The organism is Terrabacter koreensis, from assembly GCF_054783315.1.
On the sequence record NZ_BAAGQU010000004.1, the window covers coordinates 1,280,499 to 1,295,026 of the forward strand.

13 protein-coding genes are annotated in these 14,528 nt (G+C 69.8%); 9 read left to right on the forward strand and 4 right to left on the reverse strand.

The window, feature by feature from the left end:
- Nucleotides 1–121: 121 nt before the first annotated feature.
- The 6 genes from ACYVNR_RS08730 (at nt 122) to ACYVNR_RS08755 (ending at nt 5,700) form a co-directional block, all read left to right on the forward strand.
- Complete coding sequence (locus tag ACYVNR_RS08730) at nt 122–988, forward strand: hypothetical protein (RefSeq protein ID WP_461047771.1); 867 nt, start codon at nt 122–124, stop codon at nt 986–988.
- Nucleotides 989–1,073: 85 nt separating this feature from the next.
- Complete coding sequence (locus ACYVNR_RS08735; RefSeq protein ID WP_045191717.1) at nt 1,074–2,420, forward strand: M50 family metallopeptidase; 1,347 nt, start codon at nt 1,074–1,076, stop codon at nt 2,418–2,420.
- A 58-nt stretch (nt 2,421–2,478) separates the two neighbouring features.
- Nucleotides 2,479–3,636 carry a flavodoxin-dependent (E)-4-hydroxy-3-methylbut-2-enyl-diphosphate synthase gene (gene ispG, locus ACYVNR_RS08740; RefSeq protein WP_461047772.1) on the forward strand — a complete coding sequence of 386 codons (1,158 nt, stop codon included), beginning with the start codon at nt 2,479–2,481 and terminating at the stop codon, nt 3,634–3,636.
- The gene (locus tag ACYVNR_RS08745; RefSeq protein ID WP_461047773.1) at nt 3,637–4,293 is read left to right on the forward strand and encodes a nucleoside/nucleotide kinase family protein; all 657 of its coding nucleotides are present in this window, start codon (nt 3,637–3,639) and stop codon (nt 4,291–4,293) included.
- A 122-nt stretch (nt 4,294–4,415) separates the two neighbouring features.
- Complete coding sequence (locus tag ACYVNR_RS08750; protein WP_458800713.1) at nt 4,416–5,261, forward strand: GNAT family N-acetyltransferase; 846 nt, start codon at nt 4,416–4,418, stop codon at nt 5,259–5,261.
- Between the two features lie 28 nt (nt 5,262–5,289).
- Entirely contained in the window at nt 5,290–5,700 is a 411-nt protein-coding gene (locus ACYVNR_RS08755; RefSeq protein ID WP_045191721.1) for a DoxX family protein, read from the forward strand.
- Here ACYVNR_RS08755 and ACYVNR_RS08760 read toward each other — a convergent pair.
- The 4 genes from ACYVNR_RS08760 to mmsA form a co-directional block, all read right to left on the reverse strand.
- Nucleotides 5,690–6,556: a GNAT family N-acetyltransferase gene (locus ACYVNR_RS08760; protein WP_461047774.1), complete on the reverse strand. Its 867-nt coding sequence runs from the start codon at nt 6,554–6,556 to the stop codon at nt 5,690–5,692. The genes ACYVNR_RS08755 and ACYVNR_RS08760 overlap by 11 nt on opposite strands.
- A gap of 109 nt (nt 6,557–6,665) precedes the next feature.
- Complete coding sequence (locus ACYVNR_RS08765; protein WP_045191723.1) at nt 6,666–7,769, reverse strand: substrate-binding domain-containing protein; 1,104 nt, start codon at nt 7,767–7,769, stop codon at nt 6,666–6,668.
- Between the two features lie 100 nt (nt 7,770–7,869).
- On the reverse strand, nt 7,870–9,162 hold the full coding sequence (gene mmsB / locus ACYVNR_RS08770) for a multiple monosaccharide ABC transporter permease (RefSeq protein WP_045191724.1): 1,293 nt from the start codon (nt 9,160–9,162) through the stop codon (nt 7,870–7,872).
- 84 nt (nt 9,163–9,246) lie between these two features.
- Nucleotides 9,247–10,785: a multiple monosaccharide ABC transporter ATP-binding protein gene (gene mmsA, locus ACYVNR_RS08775; RefSeq protein WP_045191783.1), complete on the reverse strand. Its 1,539-nt coding sequence runs from the start codon at nt 10,783–10,785 to the stop codon at nt 9,247–9,249.
- A 399-nt stretch (nt 10,786–11,184) separates the two neighbouring features.
- Between mmsA and ACYVNR_RS08780 the strand changes: the two genes are divergently transcribed.
- Genes ACYVNR_RS08780 through ACYVNR_RS08790 form a run of 3 tightly spaced genes read left to right on the forward strand, consistent with a single transcriptional unit; the run spans nt 11,185 to nt 14,524 of the window.
- Nucleotides 11,185–12,963 carry a proline--tRNA ligase gene (locus ACYVNR_RS08780; RefSeq protein WP_461047775.1) on the forward strand — a complete coding sequence of 593 codons (1,779 nt, stop codon included), beginning with the start codon at nt 11,185–11,187 and terminating at the stop codon, nt 12,961–12,963.
- Nucleotides 12,960–13,745 carry an HAD family hydrolase gene (locus tag ACYVNR_RS08785; RefSeq protein WP_045191728.1) on the forward strand — a complete coding sequence of 262 codons (786 nt, stop codon included), beginning with the start codon at nt 12,960–12,962 and terminating at the stop codon, nt 13,743–13,745. Before ACYVNR_RS08780 ends, ACYVNR_RS08785 begins: the two co-directional genes overlap by 4 nt.
- Nucleotides 13,742–14,524, forward strand: a complete 783-nt coding sequence (locus tag ACYVNR_RS08790) for a TSUP family transporter (RefSeq protein ID WP_045191729.1) — start codon at nt 13,742–13,744, stop codon at nt 14,522–14,524. Before ACYVNR_RS08785 ends, ACYVNR_RS08790 begins: the two co-directional genes overlap by 4 nt.
- Nucleotides 14,525–14,528: the final 4 nt, after the last annotated feature.

Consider the following 14,528-nt stretch of genomic DNA (forward strand, 5'->3'; position numbering starts at 1 on the left):
TTGTCCACAGGTCCGACAGCGAGCCCAGCGCGGTCGGCCTGGTGCCCGGCACAGTCGGGGTGTGCAGGGGAGAGACCGACGCGCACTGGCGCAACAGCTGGCGGAGCCGCAAGGGGGTGTGGTGTCGCGCTCCCAGCTGGCCGAGGTGGGAATCACCCGCCACGACATCCGCAGCGAGGTCCGTGCCGAGCGCTGGCTGGTCCTCGGCTCGCAGACCGTCGGCACCTCGCGCGAGCCTCTCGACCGACTGCCCGAGCTCGCCCGGTGCTGGGCGGCGGTGTGGGAGACGGGCGTCGACATCGCGGCTGTGGACGGTGTGACGTCGCTGCGGCAGGCAGGTCTCGCCGGCTACGACGAGCAGTCGGTGCACCTGTCGGTCGTCCACCGCCACGACATCGCACCCCTGCAGGGAGCGCGCATCCACAAGGTGATCCGTCGCGTTCCGGGTGAGCAGGTCCTGTCCGGGCTGCCGCGCACTCGTCCCGAGGTCGCGGCGATCCGAGCCGCCCACTGGGCCACGAGCGACCGCCAGGCTGCCCTGATCCTCCTCATGACCGTGCAGCAGAGGCTCACCACACCCCGGCGACTTGCCGAGGCGCAGAAGGTCGTCCGCGGACGCACCCGGCGAGCCTTCATCCGTGCGGTTGTCCGCGACATCGCCTTCGGCGTTCAGAGTCTCGGTGAGCTCGACTTCGCGCGCCTCTGCAGGGTTCGAGGCCTGCCGGAGCCGGACCGCCAGCTGGTTCGACGTGGACCGCGCGGACGCATCTACCTCGATGTCGGCTGGGACGACCACGACCTGACCGTGGAGATCGACGGCGCACAACACCGCTGGGGGCTGGCCGTGACGACCGACAACCTGCGGCAGAACGCTGTCGTGCTCGGTGGCGACCGTGTGCTGAGGATCGACGTGATCGGGTTGCGACTCGAGACGGACCTCTTCATGGGCCAGGTATCAGTCGGCCTGGGCGTGGAGGTGGCCGCCTGACCGCTGGTTCGAGGTGATCCCGCGTCACCTCTGACGCGGGATCACCTCGAACGGAATTTCAGGAAGTCGATGTGACAATGGTCGTGTGCTGTTTCTCGTAGGGGTCCTGGTCGTCGTCGTCGGCGTGGCGCTGAGCATCGCGCTGCACGAGATCGGCCACCTCGTGCCCGCCAAGAAGTTCGGGGTCAAGGTCACCCAGTACATGGTCGGCTTCGGCCCCACCGTCTGGTCGCGCAGGCGCGGCGAGACCGAGTACGGCATCAAGGCGATCCCGCTCGGCGGCTACGTCCGCATGGTCGGCATGCTCCCGCCTCGCCCCGGCGACAAGCCCGGCGAGCTGCGCACCCTCTCGACCGGCCGGTTCAGCCAGATGGTCGACCAGGCCCGCGCCGACTCCATGGAGGAGGTCCATCCCGGCGACGAGGACCGCGTCTTCTACAAGCTGAACCCGGCCAAGAAGATCGTCATCATGCTCGGCGGCCCGATGATGAACCTCGTCATCGCCGCGGTGCTGCTGACCGGCGTCATCACCCTCTACGGCCTGCCGCAGGTCGCCCCCAAGGTCGGCCTGCTGTCGGCCTGCGTGCCCACCGCCGCGCCGACGCTGCAGGTGCCCCAGCCCAAGTGCCGGCCGGGCGACCCGGTCGCCCCGGCCAAGGCGGCGGGGCTCCGGGAGGACGACCGCATCGTCTCCGTCGACGGTAGGGCGGTGACGACCTGGGACCAGGTCTCCGGCGCCATCCGCGACAGCAAGGGTCGCAGCATGACGTGGGTCGTCCAGCGCGGCGACCAGAAGCTGCCTGTCACGATCACGCCCGCCGTGCTCGAGCGCGCCACCTACGACGACCAGGGCAACGCCGTCGCCAGGGACGGCAAGCTCGTCCTCGCCTCCATGGGCTTCGCGGGCATCACTCCGGGCCAGGAGCTGGTCAAGACGCCGATCGCCCAGGCGCCGAAGTTCGTCTGGGACCGCACCGTCGACACCGCCTCGATCATCGTGCGCATCCCCGAGAAGATGGCCGGCGTCGTCCAGGCGGCGTTCGGCTCCGACGAGCGCGACCCGAACGGCCCCATCTCCGTCGTGGGCGTCGGTCGCATCGGCGGCGAGGTGGCCGCTCTCGACATCCCGGCCGACGAGGGCGGCAACTGGCTCAAGATCGCCCAGCTCATCCTGCTCATCGCCTCGCTCAACCTCGCCCTCTTCGTCTTCAACCTCGTGCCGCTGCTGCCGCTCGACGGCGGCCACGTGGCCGGGGCGCTGTGGGAGGCCGTCAAGAAGGGCTGGGCGCGCCTGCGCAACCGGCCCGACCCGGGCTTCGTCGACGTCGCCAAGGGCCTACCGGTCGCGTACGGCATGAGTCTCGTGCTCATCACGATGTCGGTGCTGCTCATCTACGCCGACATCGTCAAGCCCATCAAGCTCTTCGGCTGAGCCCGCCCGCGACCCGCCCGCGACCGGGTCCCGTCCTCGCGCGGGACATAATGGCGGCATGAGCGTCTCCCTCGGTATGCCGTCCGCACCCCCGCCGGTCCTCGCCCCGCGTCGGCAGACCCGCCAGATCCAGGTCGGCAAGGTCGGGGTCGGCAGCGACTTCCCGGTGTCGGTGCAGTCGATGACGACGACGCCGACGACCGACATCAACGCGACGCTCCAGCAGATCGCCGAGCTCACGGCCGCTGGCTGCGACATCGTGCGCGTGGCCTGCCCGAGCCAGGACGACGCCGAGGCCCTGCCCGCGATCGCCAGGAAGAGCCAGATCCCGGTCATCGCCGACATCCACTTCCAGCCGAAGTACGTCTACGCGGCCATCGACGCCGGGTGCGCCGCGGTGCGCGTCAACCCGGGCAACATCCGCCAGTTCGACGACCAGGTCAAGGAGATCGCGCGCGCGGCGAAGGACGCCGGGGTCTCGATCCGCATCGGCGTCAACGCCGGCTCCCTCGACAAGCGGATCATGGAGAAGTACGGCAAGGCGACGCCCGAGGCGCTCGTCGAGTCGGCCGTCTGGGAGGCGAGCCTCTTCGAGGAGCACGACTTCCACGACTTCAAGATCTCGGTCAAGCACAACGACCCCGTCGTCATGGTGCGGGCCTACGAGCTGCTCGCCGAGCGCGGCGACTGGCCCCTGCACCTCGGTGTCACCGAGGCCGGGCCCGCCTTCCAGGGCACCATCAAGTCGGCCACCGCCTTCGGGGCGCTGCTCTCACGCGGCATCGGCGACACCATCCGTGTCTCGTTGAGCGCGCCGCCCGTCGAAGAGGTCAAGGTCGGCATCCAGATCCTCCAGAGCCTCAACCTGCGCCCGCGCAAGCTCGAGATCGTCTCCTGCCCGTCGTGCGGACGGGCGCAGGTCGACGTCTACAAGCTCGCCGACGAGGTCACCGCCGGCCTCGAGGGCATGACCGTGCCTCTGCGCGTGGCCGTCATGGGCTGCGTCGTCAACGGCCCGGGTGAGGCCCGCGAGGCCGACCTCGGTGTCGCGTCGGGCAACGGCAAGGGCCAGATCTTCGTCAAGGGCGAGGTCATCAAGACGGTCCCCGAGTCGCAGATCGTCGAGACGCTCATCGAGGAGGCCATGCGCATCGCCGAGGAGATCGGCGAGCCGGTCGACGAGGAGGCCGGCGCTCCCAGCGTCACCGTCGGCTGAGTGCGCCCGCCGGACACCATGCGGTATGCCGTCGTGCGCGAGCTCGCGGACCGCATCCTCGCGCTGCGGCCGGGGAAGCGGGTGGCGGTGGCGGTCGACGGGTTCGACGGCGCCGGCAAGACCGTGCTCGCCGACCAGCTCGCCGAGGTGGTCGCGGCTCACCGCGACGTGCTGCGGGTGTCGATCGACGGCTTCCACCGTCCCGAGGTCGAGCGCAAGCGCCGGGGACGCGGCGCCGACACGTTCTACGAGGACTCCTACGACTACCGGTCGTTCCGGCGTGCCGTCGTCGAGCCGTTCCGGCTCGGCCTGCCGGTGACACCGGCCGTCCACGACGTGGAGCAGGACTGGGCCGTGCACCCCGCCCCGGTCGACGTCGGTCCCGCGACGGTCCTGCTCGTCGACGGCATCTTCCTCCAGCGCCCCGAGCTCGACGGCGTGTGGGACGCCGCGGTCTGGGTCGACGTGCCGTTCGAGGTGTCGGTGCCCCGTGGCAACGCGCGGTTCGGGGCCGGGAACGACCCGGACCCCGAGGCGGCGTCGAACGCCCGCTACGTGGGTGGCCAGCGCCTCTACCTGGCCGAGGCCGATCCGCGAGCCCGTGCCACCTGGGTCTTCGACAACACCGACCTCGATCGCCCGGTCCTGAGCCGCTGACCTGACGGAGCGTTCTCTCGATCGGGAGGTGGGGCCGTCGAGGACGGACCGTGACGGGTTCGTGAGGTGGCGGCGGGGCGTGCCGGGGTGACACCCGGGCCGCGGGCAGGCACTCTTGGGTGGTGCTGCGCCAACGCCTCCCCGTGCGACCGCTGTCGGTGGCCGACAAGGACTCCGCGCTTGCCGTGTGCGCCCGCGACCGGGTGGCCAACGTCTTCGTCGCCGCGCGCATCGCCGAGGGATCCCTGAGGACCTCGCCAGGCTCGCTCCTCGGCCACTGGGACGACGGCCGGCTGCGGGGACTCGTCTGGGTCAGCGCCAACGTCGTGCCGGTCGAGCTCGACGACGAGGGTGTTGCGGCGGTGGCCACCCGCATCATGAAGATGCGGCGCCAGTGCGCCTCGATCTTCGGTCCCAGCGCGCAGGTCGTCGGCCTCTGGGACCGCCTGGGACCGACGTGGGGTCCCGTGCGTGCCGTGCGCACCCACCAGCCCCTGATGACGACCCGCGAGCGCCCGTCCACCCTCGGGCTGACGCTCGACCCCGACGTGCGACCGGCCCGCATCGACGAGGTCGACATCGTGCTGCCCGCCGCCGCGCACATGTTCACCGAGGAGATCGGCTACCCGCCGTACTTCGGCTCCGACCGCGGCTACCGGGCGAGCGTGGCCGCCCTCGTCCGTGCCGGCCACACCTTCGTCAAGGTGGAGGACGGCGAGGTCGTCTTCAAGGCCGACGTCGGGTCGCTCGCCCTCGGCTGTGCGCAGGTGCAGGGTGTGTGGCTGCACCCACGGCTGCGGGGGCAGGGACTCTCGGTCCCGGCCATGGCAAGTGTCGTGGAGCAGGTGCTCTCCGGGATGGCCGAGGAGGTGTCGCTCTACGTGAACGACTTCAACGTGGCGGCGCGGGCGGCCTACGCCCGCTGCGGTTTCCACGAGGCAGGCGCCTTCACGACCGTGCTGCTCTGACGCGCACAGGGCCGCCTAGGGTGAGGGGATGAAGACAGCGACGAACGCGCCCCTCGGCAAGGACGCCATCGCCCTGGCGGGTCTCTTCCTCACGTCCGGAGCCATGCACTTCGTGCGGCCCGAGCCGTTCGAGTCGATCGTGCCGAAGCGGCTGCCGTCCCGACGGGCCCTCGTGTACGCCTCCGGTGCCGCCGAGATCGTCTGTGCGGTAGGGCTTCTCGTTCCTCGAACGCGTCGCGTCGCAGGACTGGCGTCCGCTGCACTGCTCGTCGCCGTGTTCCCGGCCAACGTCACGATGACTGGCCAGGCGAAGCGGCGGCTCGACCGCGACCCCACGGACACGGTGCGGCAGGGCTACCTCGCTGCCACCGTCGCGCGACTGCCGCTGCAGTGGCCGATGATCCGGGCGGCCCTGCGTGCCGGGGGAGTCATGCGGTGAAGGTGATGTCGAGGTTGTCGCCGACCCGGCGGTAGCCCATCGCCTGGTAGATGGCGTTGGACGTGGGGTTGGCGAGGTCGGTGAAGAGCATGCACGACTCGCCGGCGTCCTGCCGCGCCGCGCTGAGGGCCGCCACGACCCCGCTGGCGTAGCCGTGGCCGCGAAGCTCGGGAGGTGTCCAGACGCCCGAGATCCGGGTGATCCCGCCGTTGGCGGGGGAGGCGTACGCCATGGAGACCGGACGACCGCCGTGCACCCACAGGCCGACCCGTCCCGACGCGATGTGCCGGTCGAGCGGCGAGGCCAGCGCACCCGGCCCGTCGATCGCTTCGTAGAACTGCTGGTGCCACTCGTCCAACAAGGTGGTGTCGGCCTCCGTAGCGACCCGGAAGTCTCCCGGCACCTCGAAGGGCACCTGAGGACGCCCCGGCAGGTCGAACCGGCCGATCTCCATCGACACCGTCGCAGTCACGCCGGTCCTTCGGACCCACTCGTCGGAGAAGGCCTCGGTCGGCTCGCGCAGGCCACCGACGCCGGGGAGGCTGTCGTGGGCGTCGGCGAGCACCGCCGCGAGCGCGCGCGCCTGGGCCGGTGTCGCCAGCGCGATGTGGAGGTGGCGCGGCGGCGTGTGCATGAACGCGGCCAGGACCTCTTCTGCCTCGTCGGTGCCCACCCACCAGCGCGGTCCGACGCAGCGGCTGGGGTCGGCGACCAGCCCTTCGGTGACGCTCGCGACGACACTGAGCGCCTCCGGCTCGCGTGCGACCAGGGCCGCGAATGCCGTTCGTGCGAGGGTGGGCTCGGTGATCAACGAGTACGAGAACGACGCCGAGGACATGACGTCAGTGTCGCGCATCGCGAGCGTTCTGCCCTACGCACGCGACGGCATACGGCATGGGGCGCACACGACGAAGGCCCGCCCCCGGAGGGACGGGCCTTCGTGACAGGCGCCCGAGGGCGTCAGCTCACTTGGTGAGCGGCGCGAGCGTCGGGTCGTTGGCGTACGCCTCAGCCGCGTTCTCCTTGGTCACGATGACCGGCGGGAGCAGGTTGGCCGGGACGACCTTGACACCGTTGTTGTAGGACTTGGTGTCGTTGACCGTCGGCGTCTGGCCCTTCTGGAGGGCCGACACCATGGCGAGGGTCTCCTTGACCAGGTTGCGGGTGTCCTTGTTGATCGTGGAGTACTGGACCCCGGCCATGATCGACTTGACCGACTCGACCTCGGAGTCCTGACCGGTCACGATCGGGTTCGGCTTGCCGGCTGCCTTGACCGACGTGAGGATCGCGCGGGCCAGCGTGTCGTTCGGCGACAGAACGCCGTCAAGGGCGGCGCTCGTGTAGTTCGCCGCGAGGAGCGTGTCCATGCGCTTCTGGGCGTTCTCGGCCTTCCAGTCCTGGGTGACGGCCTGGTTGAAGGCGGTCTGCCCGGAGACGACCTTGAGCGTGCCGTCGTCGATCTTCGGCTTGAGCACCTTCATGGCGCCGTCGAAGAAGACCTGCGCGTTGGCGTCGTCGGGGGAGCCGGCGAACAGCTCGATGTTGTACGGGCCGTTCGGCTTCTTCTTGGCCATGCCGTCGAGCAGGGCCTGGCCCTGCAGCTCGCCGACCTTGAAGTTGTCGTAGGCGACGTAGTAGTCGACGGCGTTCGTGTTCTTCACGAGGCGGTCGTAGGCGATGACGATCGCGCCCGCGTCCTTGGCGGCCTTGAGCTGGGTGCCCAGCTGCGAGCCGTCGAGGGCGCCCACGACGATGACCTTGGCGCCCTTGGTCACCATGGCCGAGATCTGGTTCTGCTGCTCCGACACGCCACCGTTGGCGAACTGGACGTCGCCCTGGAAGCCGGCCGAGGACAGGCCGTCCTTGAACAGCTGCTCGGCGAGCACCCAGTTCTCGGAGGTCTTCTTCGGCAGGGCGACGCCGATCATCGCGTTGGCCGGGAAGCCTGCTGCCGCGGAGCCCCCGTTGGAAGCGCCCGGCGTCGCGCCGGTGTCGCTGTTCCGACCGCAACCGGTCAGAACAAGGGCAGCCACAGCCGTGACGCCCAGCACCTTGGTGAAGGTACGCATGTGCTCTCTTTCCTCTCATCGCGTCCGGGCGAACGCGGATCCTTCTCGGTCTCGGGCGGGCGCCCTGACCGGGTCTGAGGGTCAGCCGAACCCGGGCGGTTCAGCTGGACTGGCGGATGCTCTCGTTGATCGGAGCGGTCTCGGTCTCGGCCGACGGCGGGGGAGTGACGTCGTCGCCACCGCCGCGCCCGCGGGCGTTGCGCATGAGCAGGCCGATGAGCGAGGCGCGGCCCTGCGACTTGTTGTAGACGTCGAACGCGACGGCGACGAGCAGCACGAGGCCCTTGATCATCTGGGTCGCGTCGGCACCGATTCCCTTGAGCTGCAGGCCGTTGTTGAGCACGGCCATGACGAGGCCTCCGACGATCGAGCCGACGACGGTGCCGACGCCGCCGGTGACGGCGGCGCCACCGATGAAGACGGCCGCGATGGCGTCGAGCTCCCAGCCCACACCGTCGGCCGGGCCCGAGGCGGTGGAGCGGGCCACGAAGATCATGCCGGCGAGCGCCGCCAGGATCGACATGTTCATCATGACCAGGAAGTTGACCTTCTTGCTCTTGACGCCGGAGAGCTCGGCCGCGTGGCGGTTGCCACCGACGGCGTAGATGTGGCGGCCGATGACGGTGCGGTTGGAGATGAAGCCGTAGAGCAGCACGAGGACCGCCAGGATCATGCCCGCGACGGGGAACGAGGTGCCCGGTCGGCCGGAGCCGAAGAGCAGCGTCGCCGCGATGATCGCCGCGCAGATCAGGGCCAGCCGCACCCACATGACCCAGGCGTCCTCGACCTCGGCGCCGAGCTTGACGAGCGCGCGGCGGCTGCGGAGGGCGCCGTAGACGATGCCGGCTGCGAGCAGCAGCCCGAGCAGCACGGTGAGGTTGTTGTAGCCGGTGTTGGGCCCGACCTCGGGCAGGTAGCCGCCACCGATGACCTGGAAGTCGTCGGAGACGGGCACGGAGTTCGACTTGCCGACGTACTGGTTCGCGCCGCGGAAGAGCAGCATGCCCGACAGCGTCACGATGAACGCCGGGATGCCGACGTACGCCGTCCAGAGGCCTTGCCACGCCCCGACCAGGGCGCCGAGCGCGAGCCCGAAGAGGATGCCGAGCCACCAGCTGAGCCCCCAGTCGCGCATCGCGATGGCGACCGAGATGCCGACGAACGCCGCGACGGAGCCGACGGAGAGGTCGATGTGGCCGGCGATGATGACGAGCACCATGCCGATCGCGAGGACGAGGATGTAGGAGTTCTGCTGGAAGATGTTGATGACGTTGTCGGGCGTCAGCGTGAGCCCTGCGGTCCAGATCTGGAAGAAGATGATCAGCGCCACGAGGGCGAAGATCATGCCGAGCTGACGGGTGTCGCCACCGAAGATCTTCTTGACCTTGTCCATTGGTGCTTCCTGGCTCTGTCGGGTGTGGATGGGGAGGGGAGTGGGCGCTGTGTGTCGACGGGGTGGGTGGCCCGTGGCGGCCGCTCAGGCGCTCTCGCGTGACCGGTCGCCGCCACCGGGCGTGCGGCGGGTCATGAGCCGCATCAGCGACTCCTGGTCGGCCTGCTCGCGGTCGAGCACGCCGGTGACGGCACCTTCACTGATGGTGTAGATGCGGTCGGACAGCCCGATCAGCTCGGGCAGCTCCGAGGAGACGAGGATGACGCCCTTCCCCTCGGACGCCATGCGCTGGATGATCCCGTAGATCTCGAACTTCGCGCCGACGTCGATGCCACGGGTCGGCTCGTCGAGGATGAGCAGGTCGGGCTCGGTGAAGAGCCACTTGGCCAGCACGACCTTCTGCTGGTTGCCGCCCGACAGTTTCGCGACGCCCTCGTCGACGTTGGGAGCTTTGGTGCGCAACGACTTCCGGTACGACTCGGCGTAGTTGTACTCCTGGCGGTCGTCGACGACGAAGCCCTTGGTGATGCGCGAGAGGCGGGCCGAGACGGTGGTGCGCTTGATGTCGTCGAGCAGGTTCAGGCCGAGCGACTTGCGGTCCTCGGTGACGTAGGCGAGGCCGGCGTCGATGGCGTCGGCCACGCTGCGCAGCCTGAGCTCCTTGCCGTCCTTGACGATGGAGCCCTCGACGTACGTGCCGTAGGAGCGGCCGAAGAGGCTGCGCATCAGCTCGGTGCGGCCGGCCCCCATGAGGCCGGCGAAGCCGACGATCTCGCCGCGGCGCACGAAGAAGTCGCTGTGCTTGGCCACGAGCCGGTCGGGGACGCTCGGGTGGCGGACGGTCCAGTTCTTCACCTCGAAGAAGACCTCGCCGATCTTCGGCGTGTGGTCGGGGAAGCGCGACTCGAGGTCGCGCCCGACCATGCCCCGGATGATCCGGTTCTCGTCGACGCCGTCCTCCTTGACGCGCAGTGTCTCGATGGACCTGCCGTCACGGATGATGGTGATGGAGTCGGCGATCTGCTCGATCTCGTTGAGCTTGTGGCTGATCATGATGCACGTGACGCCCTTGGCGCGCAGCCCCGCGATGAGGTCGAGCAGGTGCTGGGAGTCGCCCTCGTTGAGCGCGGCCGTGGGCTCGTCGAGGATGAGCAGCTTCACGTCCTTGGAGAGCGCCTTGGCGATCTCGACGAGCTGCTGCTTGCCGACACCGATCTCGCGGATCTTCGTGTCGGGCTCCTCCTGGAGGCCGACACGGGCGAGCAGCTCGCGCGCCTTGACGCGGGTTGAGAGCCAGTCGATGACGCCGCCGCTCGCCGTCTCGTTGCCGAGGAAGATGTTCTCGGCGATCGACATCTCGGGGATGAGCGCGAGCTCCTGGTGGATGATGACGATGCCCGCGTGCTCGCTGTCGCGGATGTTGTGGAACTCGACGAGCCGGCCTTCGAAGTGGATCTCTCCGTCGTAGCTGCCGGCCGGGTAGACGCCGGACAGCACCTTCATCAGGGTCGACTTGCCGGCGCCGTTCTCGCCGCAGATGGCGTGGACCTCGCCGCGGCGGACCGCCATCGACACGTTGGAGAGGGCCTTGACCCCCGGGAACTCCTTGGTGATGTCTCGCATCTCGAGGATGACGTTGCCCGGCTGGCCGCTCGTGACGTCACTGCCCGCGTGGCCCGGAGCCGGGGTGGAGGGGTCGCTCATCTGGTCGTCAACACTCCTTTGTGGTGTCCACGGGTGCATGCACTCAATGCCGATTGTTGCTCACCGTTCGTGCTCACGTCGCCGAACCCGGCGGTGGCGTTGTCACAAGGACGTCACGATCCCTGACCTTCCTGACACCGCTGTGCCGGCAGGCTCACTGAACACGCGGCCGAGCCACCGGTCAAGCGGGTGACCTGTTCTTGTCCTGACCGGACAGGAACAGGACAGGACACGTGCCAAGAGCGGTCCTCGGAGCGGCCGATATCCTGCGCACGTTCCGCACCCACGCGCGCCCAGCGCAGCACCCGAGGAGTCCCGGTGGCCCTGCACATGTCGTCCCTGTTCCTGCGAACGCTTCGCGAGGACCCGGCGGACGCAGAGGTCCCGAGCCACAAGCTGCTCGTCCGCGCCGGCTACGTCCGCCGCGTGAGCCCCGGCGTCTACACCTGGCTGCCTCTCGGCCTGCGCGTGCTGCGCAACGTCGAGCGGATCGTGCGCGAGGAGATGGACGCGATCGGCGCCCAGGAGCTGCTCTTCCCGGCCCTGCTGCCCAAGGAGCCCTTCGAGGCGACCGGCCGCTGGACCGAGTACGGCGACAACATCTTCCGGCTCCAGGACCGCAAGGGGGCCGACCACCTGCTCGGCCCGACCCACGAGGAGATGTTCACCCAGACGGTCAAGGACCTCTACAGCTCCTACAAGGACCTGCCGCTGTCGATCTACCAGATCCAGACGAAGTACCGCGACGAGGCCCGTCCGCGCGCAGGCGTGCTGCGCGGTCGCGAGTTCGTCATGAAGGACTCCTACTCGTTCGACGTCGACGAGGCCGGCCTCGACAAGAGCTACCAGCTGCACCGTGACGCGTACGTCCGCATCTTCGACCGCCTCGGCTTCCACTACGTCATCGTCGAGGCGATGGCGGGCGCCATGGGTGGCAGCAAGAGCGAGGAGTTCCTCGCCACGGCCGAGGTCGGCGAGGACACGTACGTCCACTGCACGAGCTGCGGGTACGCCGCGAACGTCGAGGCCGTGCGCGTGCCCGCCCCCGACCCGGTCGGGTGGGACGGCGTGCCTGCCGCGCACGCCGAGGACACCCCGGACACCCCCACGATCGAGACGCTCGTGGCGCACCTCAACGAGCGCTTCCCGCGCGACGACCGCGCGTGGGAGGCCGGCGACACCCTCAAGAACGTCGTCGTCATGCTCGTGCACCCCGACGGCACGCGCGAGCCGCTCGCCATCGGCGTGCCCGGCGACCGCGAGGTCGACGAGAAGCGCCTCGGCGCCCAGGTCGAGCCGGCCGAGGTGGAGGCCTTCACCGAGGCCGACTTCGCCGCCAACCCCGCCCTCGTCAAGGGCTACATCGGCCCGGGGGCTCTCGGCTCCGAGGGCAGCACCGGCATCCGCTACCTGCTCGACCCGCGCGTCGCCGACGGCACCCGGTGGGTCACCGGCGCCAACGTGCCCGGCCAGCACGTCCTCGACCTCGTCGCCGGCCGTGACTTCACCGCCGACGGCACCATCGAGGCGGCCGAGGTGCGACCCGGCGACGCCTGCCCCAGCTGCGACCACACCCTCTCGGCCGCCCGGGGCATCGAGATGGGCCACGTCTTCCAGCTCGGCACGAAGTACGCGGAGGCCCTCGACCTCAAGGTGCTCGACCAGAACGGCAAGCTCGTCACCGTCGTGATGGGCTCCTACGGCGTCGGCGTCTCCCGCGCGGTCGCCTGCGTCGTGGAGGGCAACAACGACGAGGCGGGCATCATCTGGCCGCGCGAGCTCTCGCCCGTCGACGTGCACATCGTGGCCGCCGGCAAGGACGAGGCACTCTTCGTCAAGGCCGAGGAGATCGCGCGCGAGCTCGAGGTGCAGGGACTGTCGGTCCTCGTCGACGACCGCAAGGGCGTCAGCCCCGGTGTGAAGTTCAAGGACTCCGAGCTCATCGGCGTGCCGACGATCCTCGTCATCGGTCGCGGTCTCGCCGACGGCAAGGTCGAGATCAAGGACCGTCGCTCCGGCGAGCGCCGCGAGGTCGCGGTCGACGACGTCGTGGCGGCGCTGACCGCCGAGGTGACGGCCGAGGTCGAGCGCTCGTGACGGCTGCCGCCCGTCCCGTCGAGGCGGTCGTCTTCGACTGGGGCGGCACCCTGACGCCCTGGCACGAGGTCGACCTGCCGCAGCAGTGGCGCGTCTTCGCGCGAACCGTCCACGGCCTACCGGTCGAGGATCCCGACATGCCGGCCGAGGACCTCGCGGAGGCCGACTCGCTGGCGATGCGCATCCTCGAGGCCGAGGACCGGGCGTGGCGGCGGGGGCGCGAGACCCATGAGAGCGCCTCGATCGCGGCGATCCTCGACGACGCAGGTGTCGACCCCGAGCACGACCGCCACCACCTCGCCCTGGCCGCCTACCGCCGGTTCTGGGAGCCCCACACCCACACCGACGCCCAAGTCCGCCCACTCTGGGAGTCGCTGCGGCGCAAGGGGATCCGCGTCGGTGTGCTCTCCAACACCATCTGGACGCGCGACTACCACCGCGAGGTCTTCGAGCGGGACGGGGTGCTCGACCTGCTCGACGCCGACGTCTACTCGTCCGAGATCCACGTCGTGAAGCCGCACCCCGACGCGTTCCGCGCGGTCTGTACGGCCCTCGACGTCGAGCCCGAGCGGACCGTCTACGTCGGCGACCGGCTCTTCGAGGACGTCCACGGGCCGCACCAGGTCGGGATGCGCGCCATCCTCGTCCCGCACTCCGACATCCCGGCCGGCCAGCGGATGCCGGTCGACGCGCGGCCCGACGCCGTGGCCGACGAGCTGCTCGACGTCGCCGGCATCGTCGCGTTCTGGAACCACCAGGCCGCGGGCGGCGTCGGGGCGTGAGCGACCCGACCCTCACGACCCTCGCCTTCCTCGGCGCCGCATCGTTCGTCGCGGGGTGGGTCGACGCCGTCGTCGGCGGCGGGGGTCTCGTCCAGCTGCCGGCCCTGCTCGTCGGTCTGCCCGGTGCGACCCCGGCGCAGCTGCTCGCGACGAACAAGTTCGGCTCGGTCTTCGGCACGACCACGAGCTCGGTCACCTTCTACCGCCGGGTGCGCCCGGACCTGCGTACGGCCCTGCCGATGGCCGCGGTCGCGTACGTCGGGTCCATCGGCGGCGCGCTCATCGGCCTGCACATCCCGAAGTCCGCCTTCAACCCGATCATCCTCGTGCTGCTCGTCGTGGTGGGCGCCTACACGCTCTTCAAGCCCGACCTCGGCAAGGAGTCCATCCGCCGGTTCCACGGTGCCCGGCACACGGTCCTGGCGATGGTCACCGGCTTCGTCATCGGCGCCTACGACGGTGCGCTGGGGCCGGGCACCGGCAGCTTCCTCGTCTTCGCCCTCGTCGGGCTGCTCGGCTACAACTTCCTCGAGGCGAGCGCCAAGGCGAAGATCGCGAACCTCGCGACGAATCTCGGCGCCCTGACCGTCTTCGCCCCGATGGGCCTGGTGCTGCTCAAGGTCGGCGTCGTGATCGCGGCCGCGAACCTCGTCGGGGGCTACGTCGGGGCCCGCACCGCCGTGGCGCGCGGCAGTGGCTTCGTGCGCGGCGTCTTCGTCGTCATCGTCAGCGCCTTCATCGTCAAGATCGGCGGCAGCCTCATCGGCTGGTGGGCCTGACCGG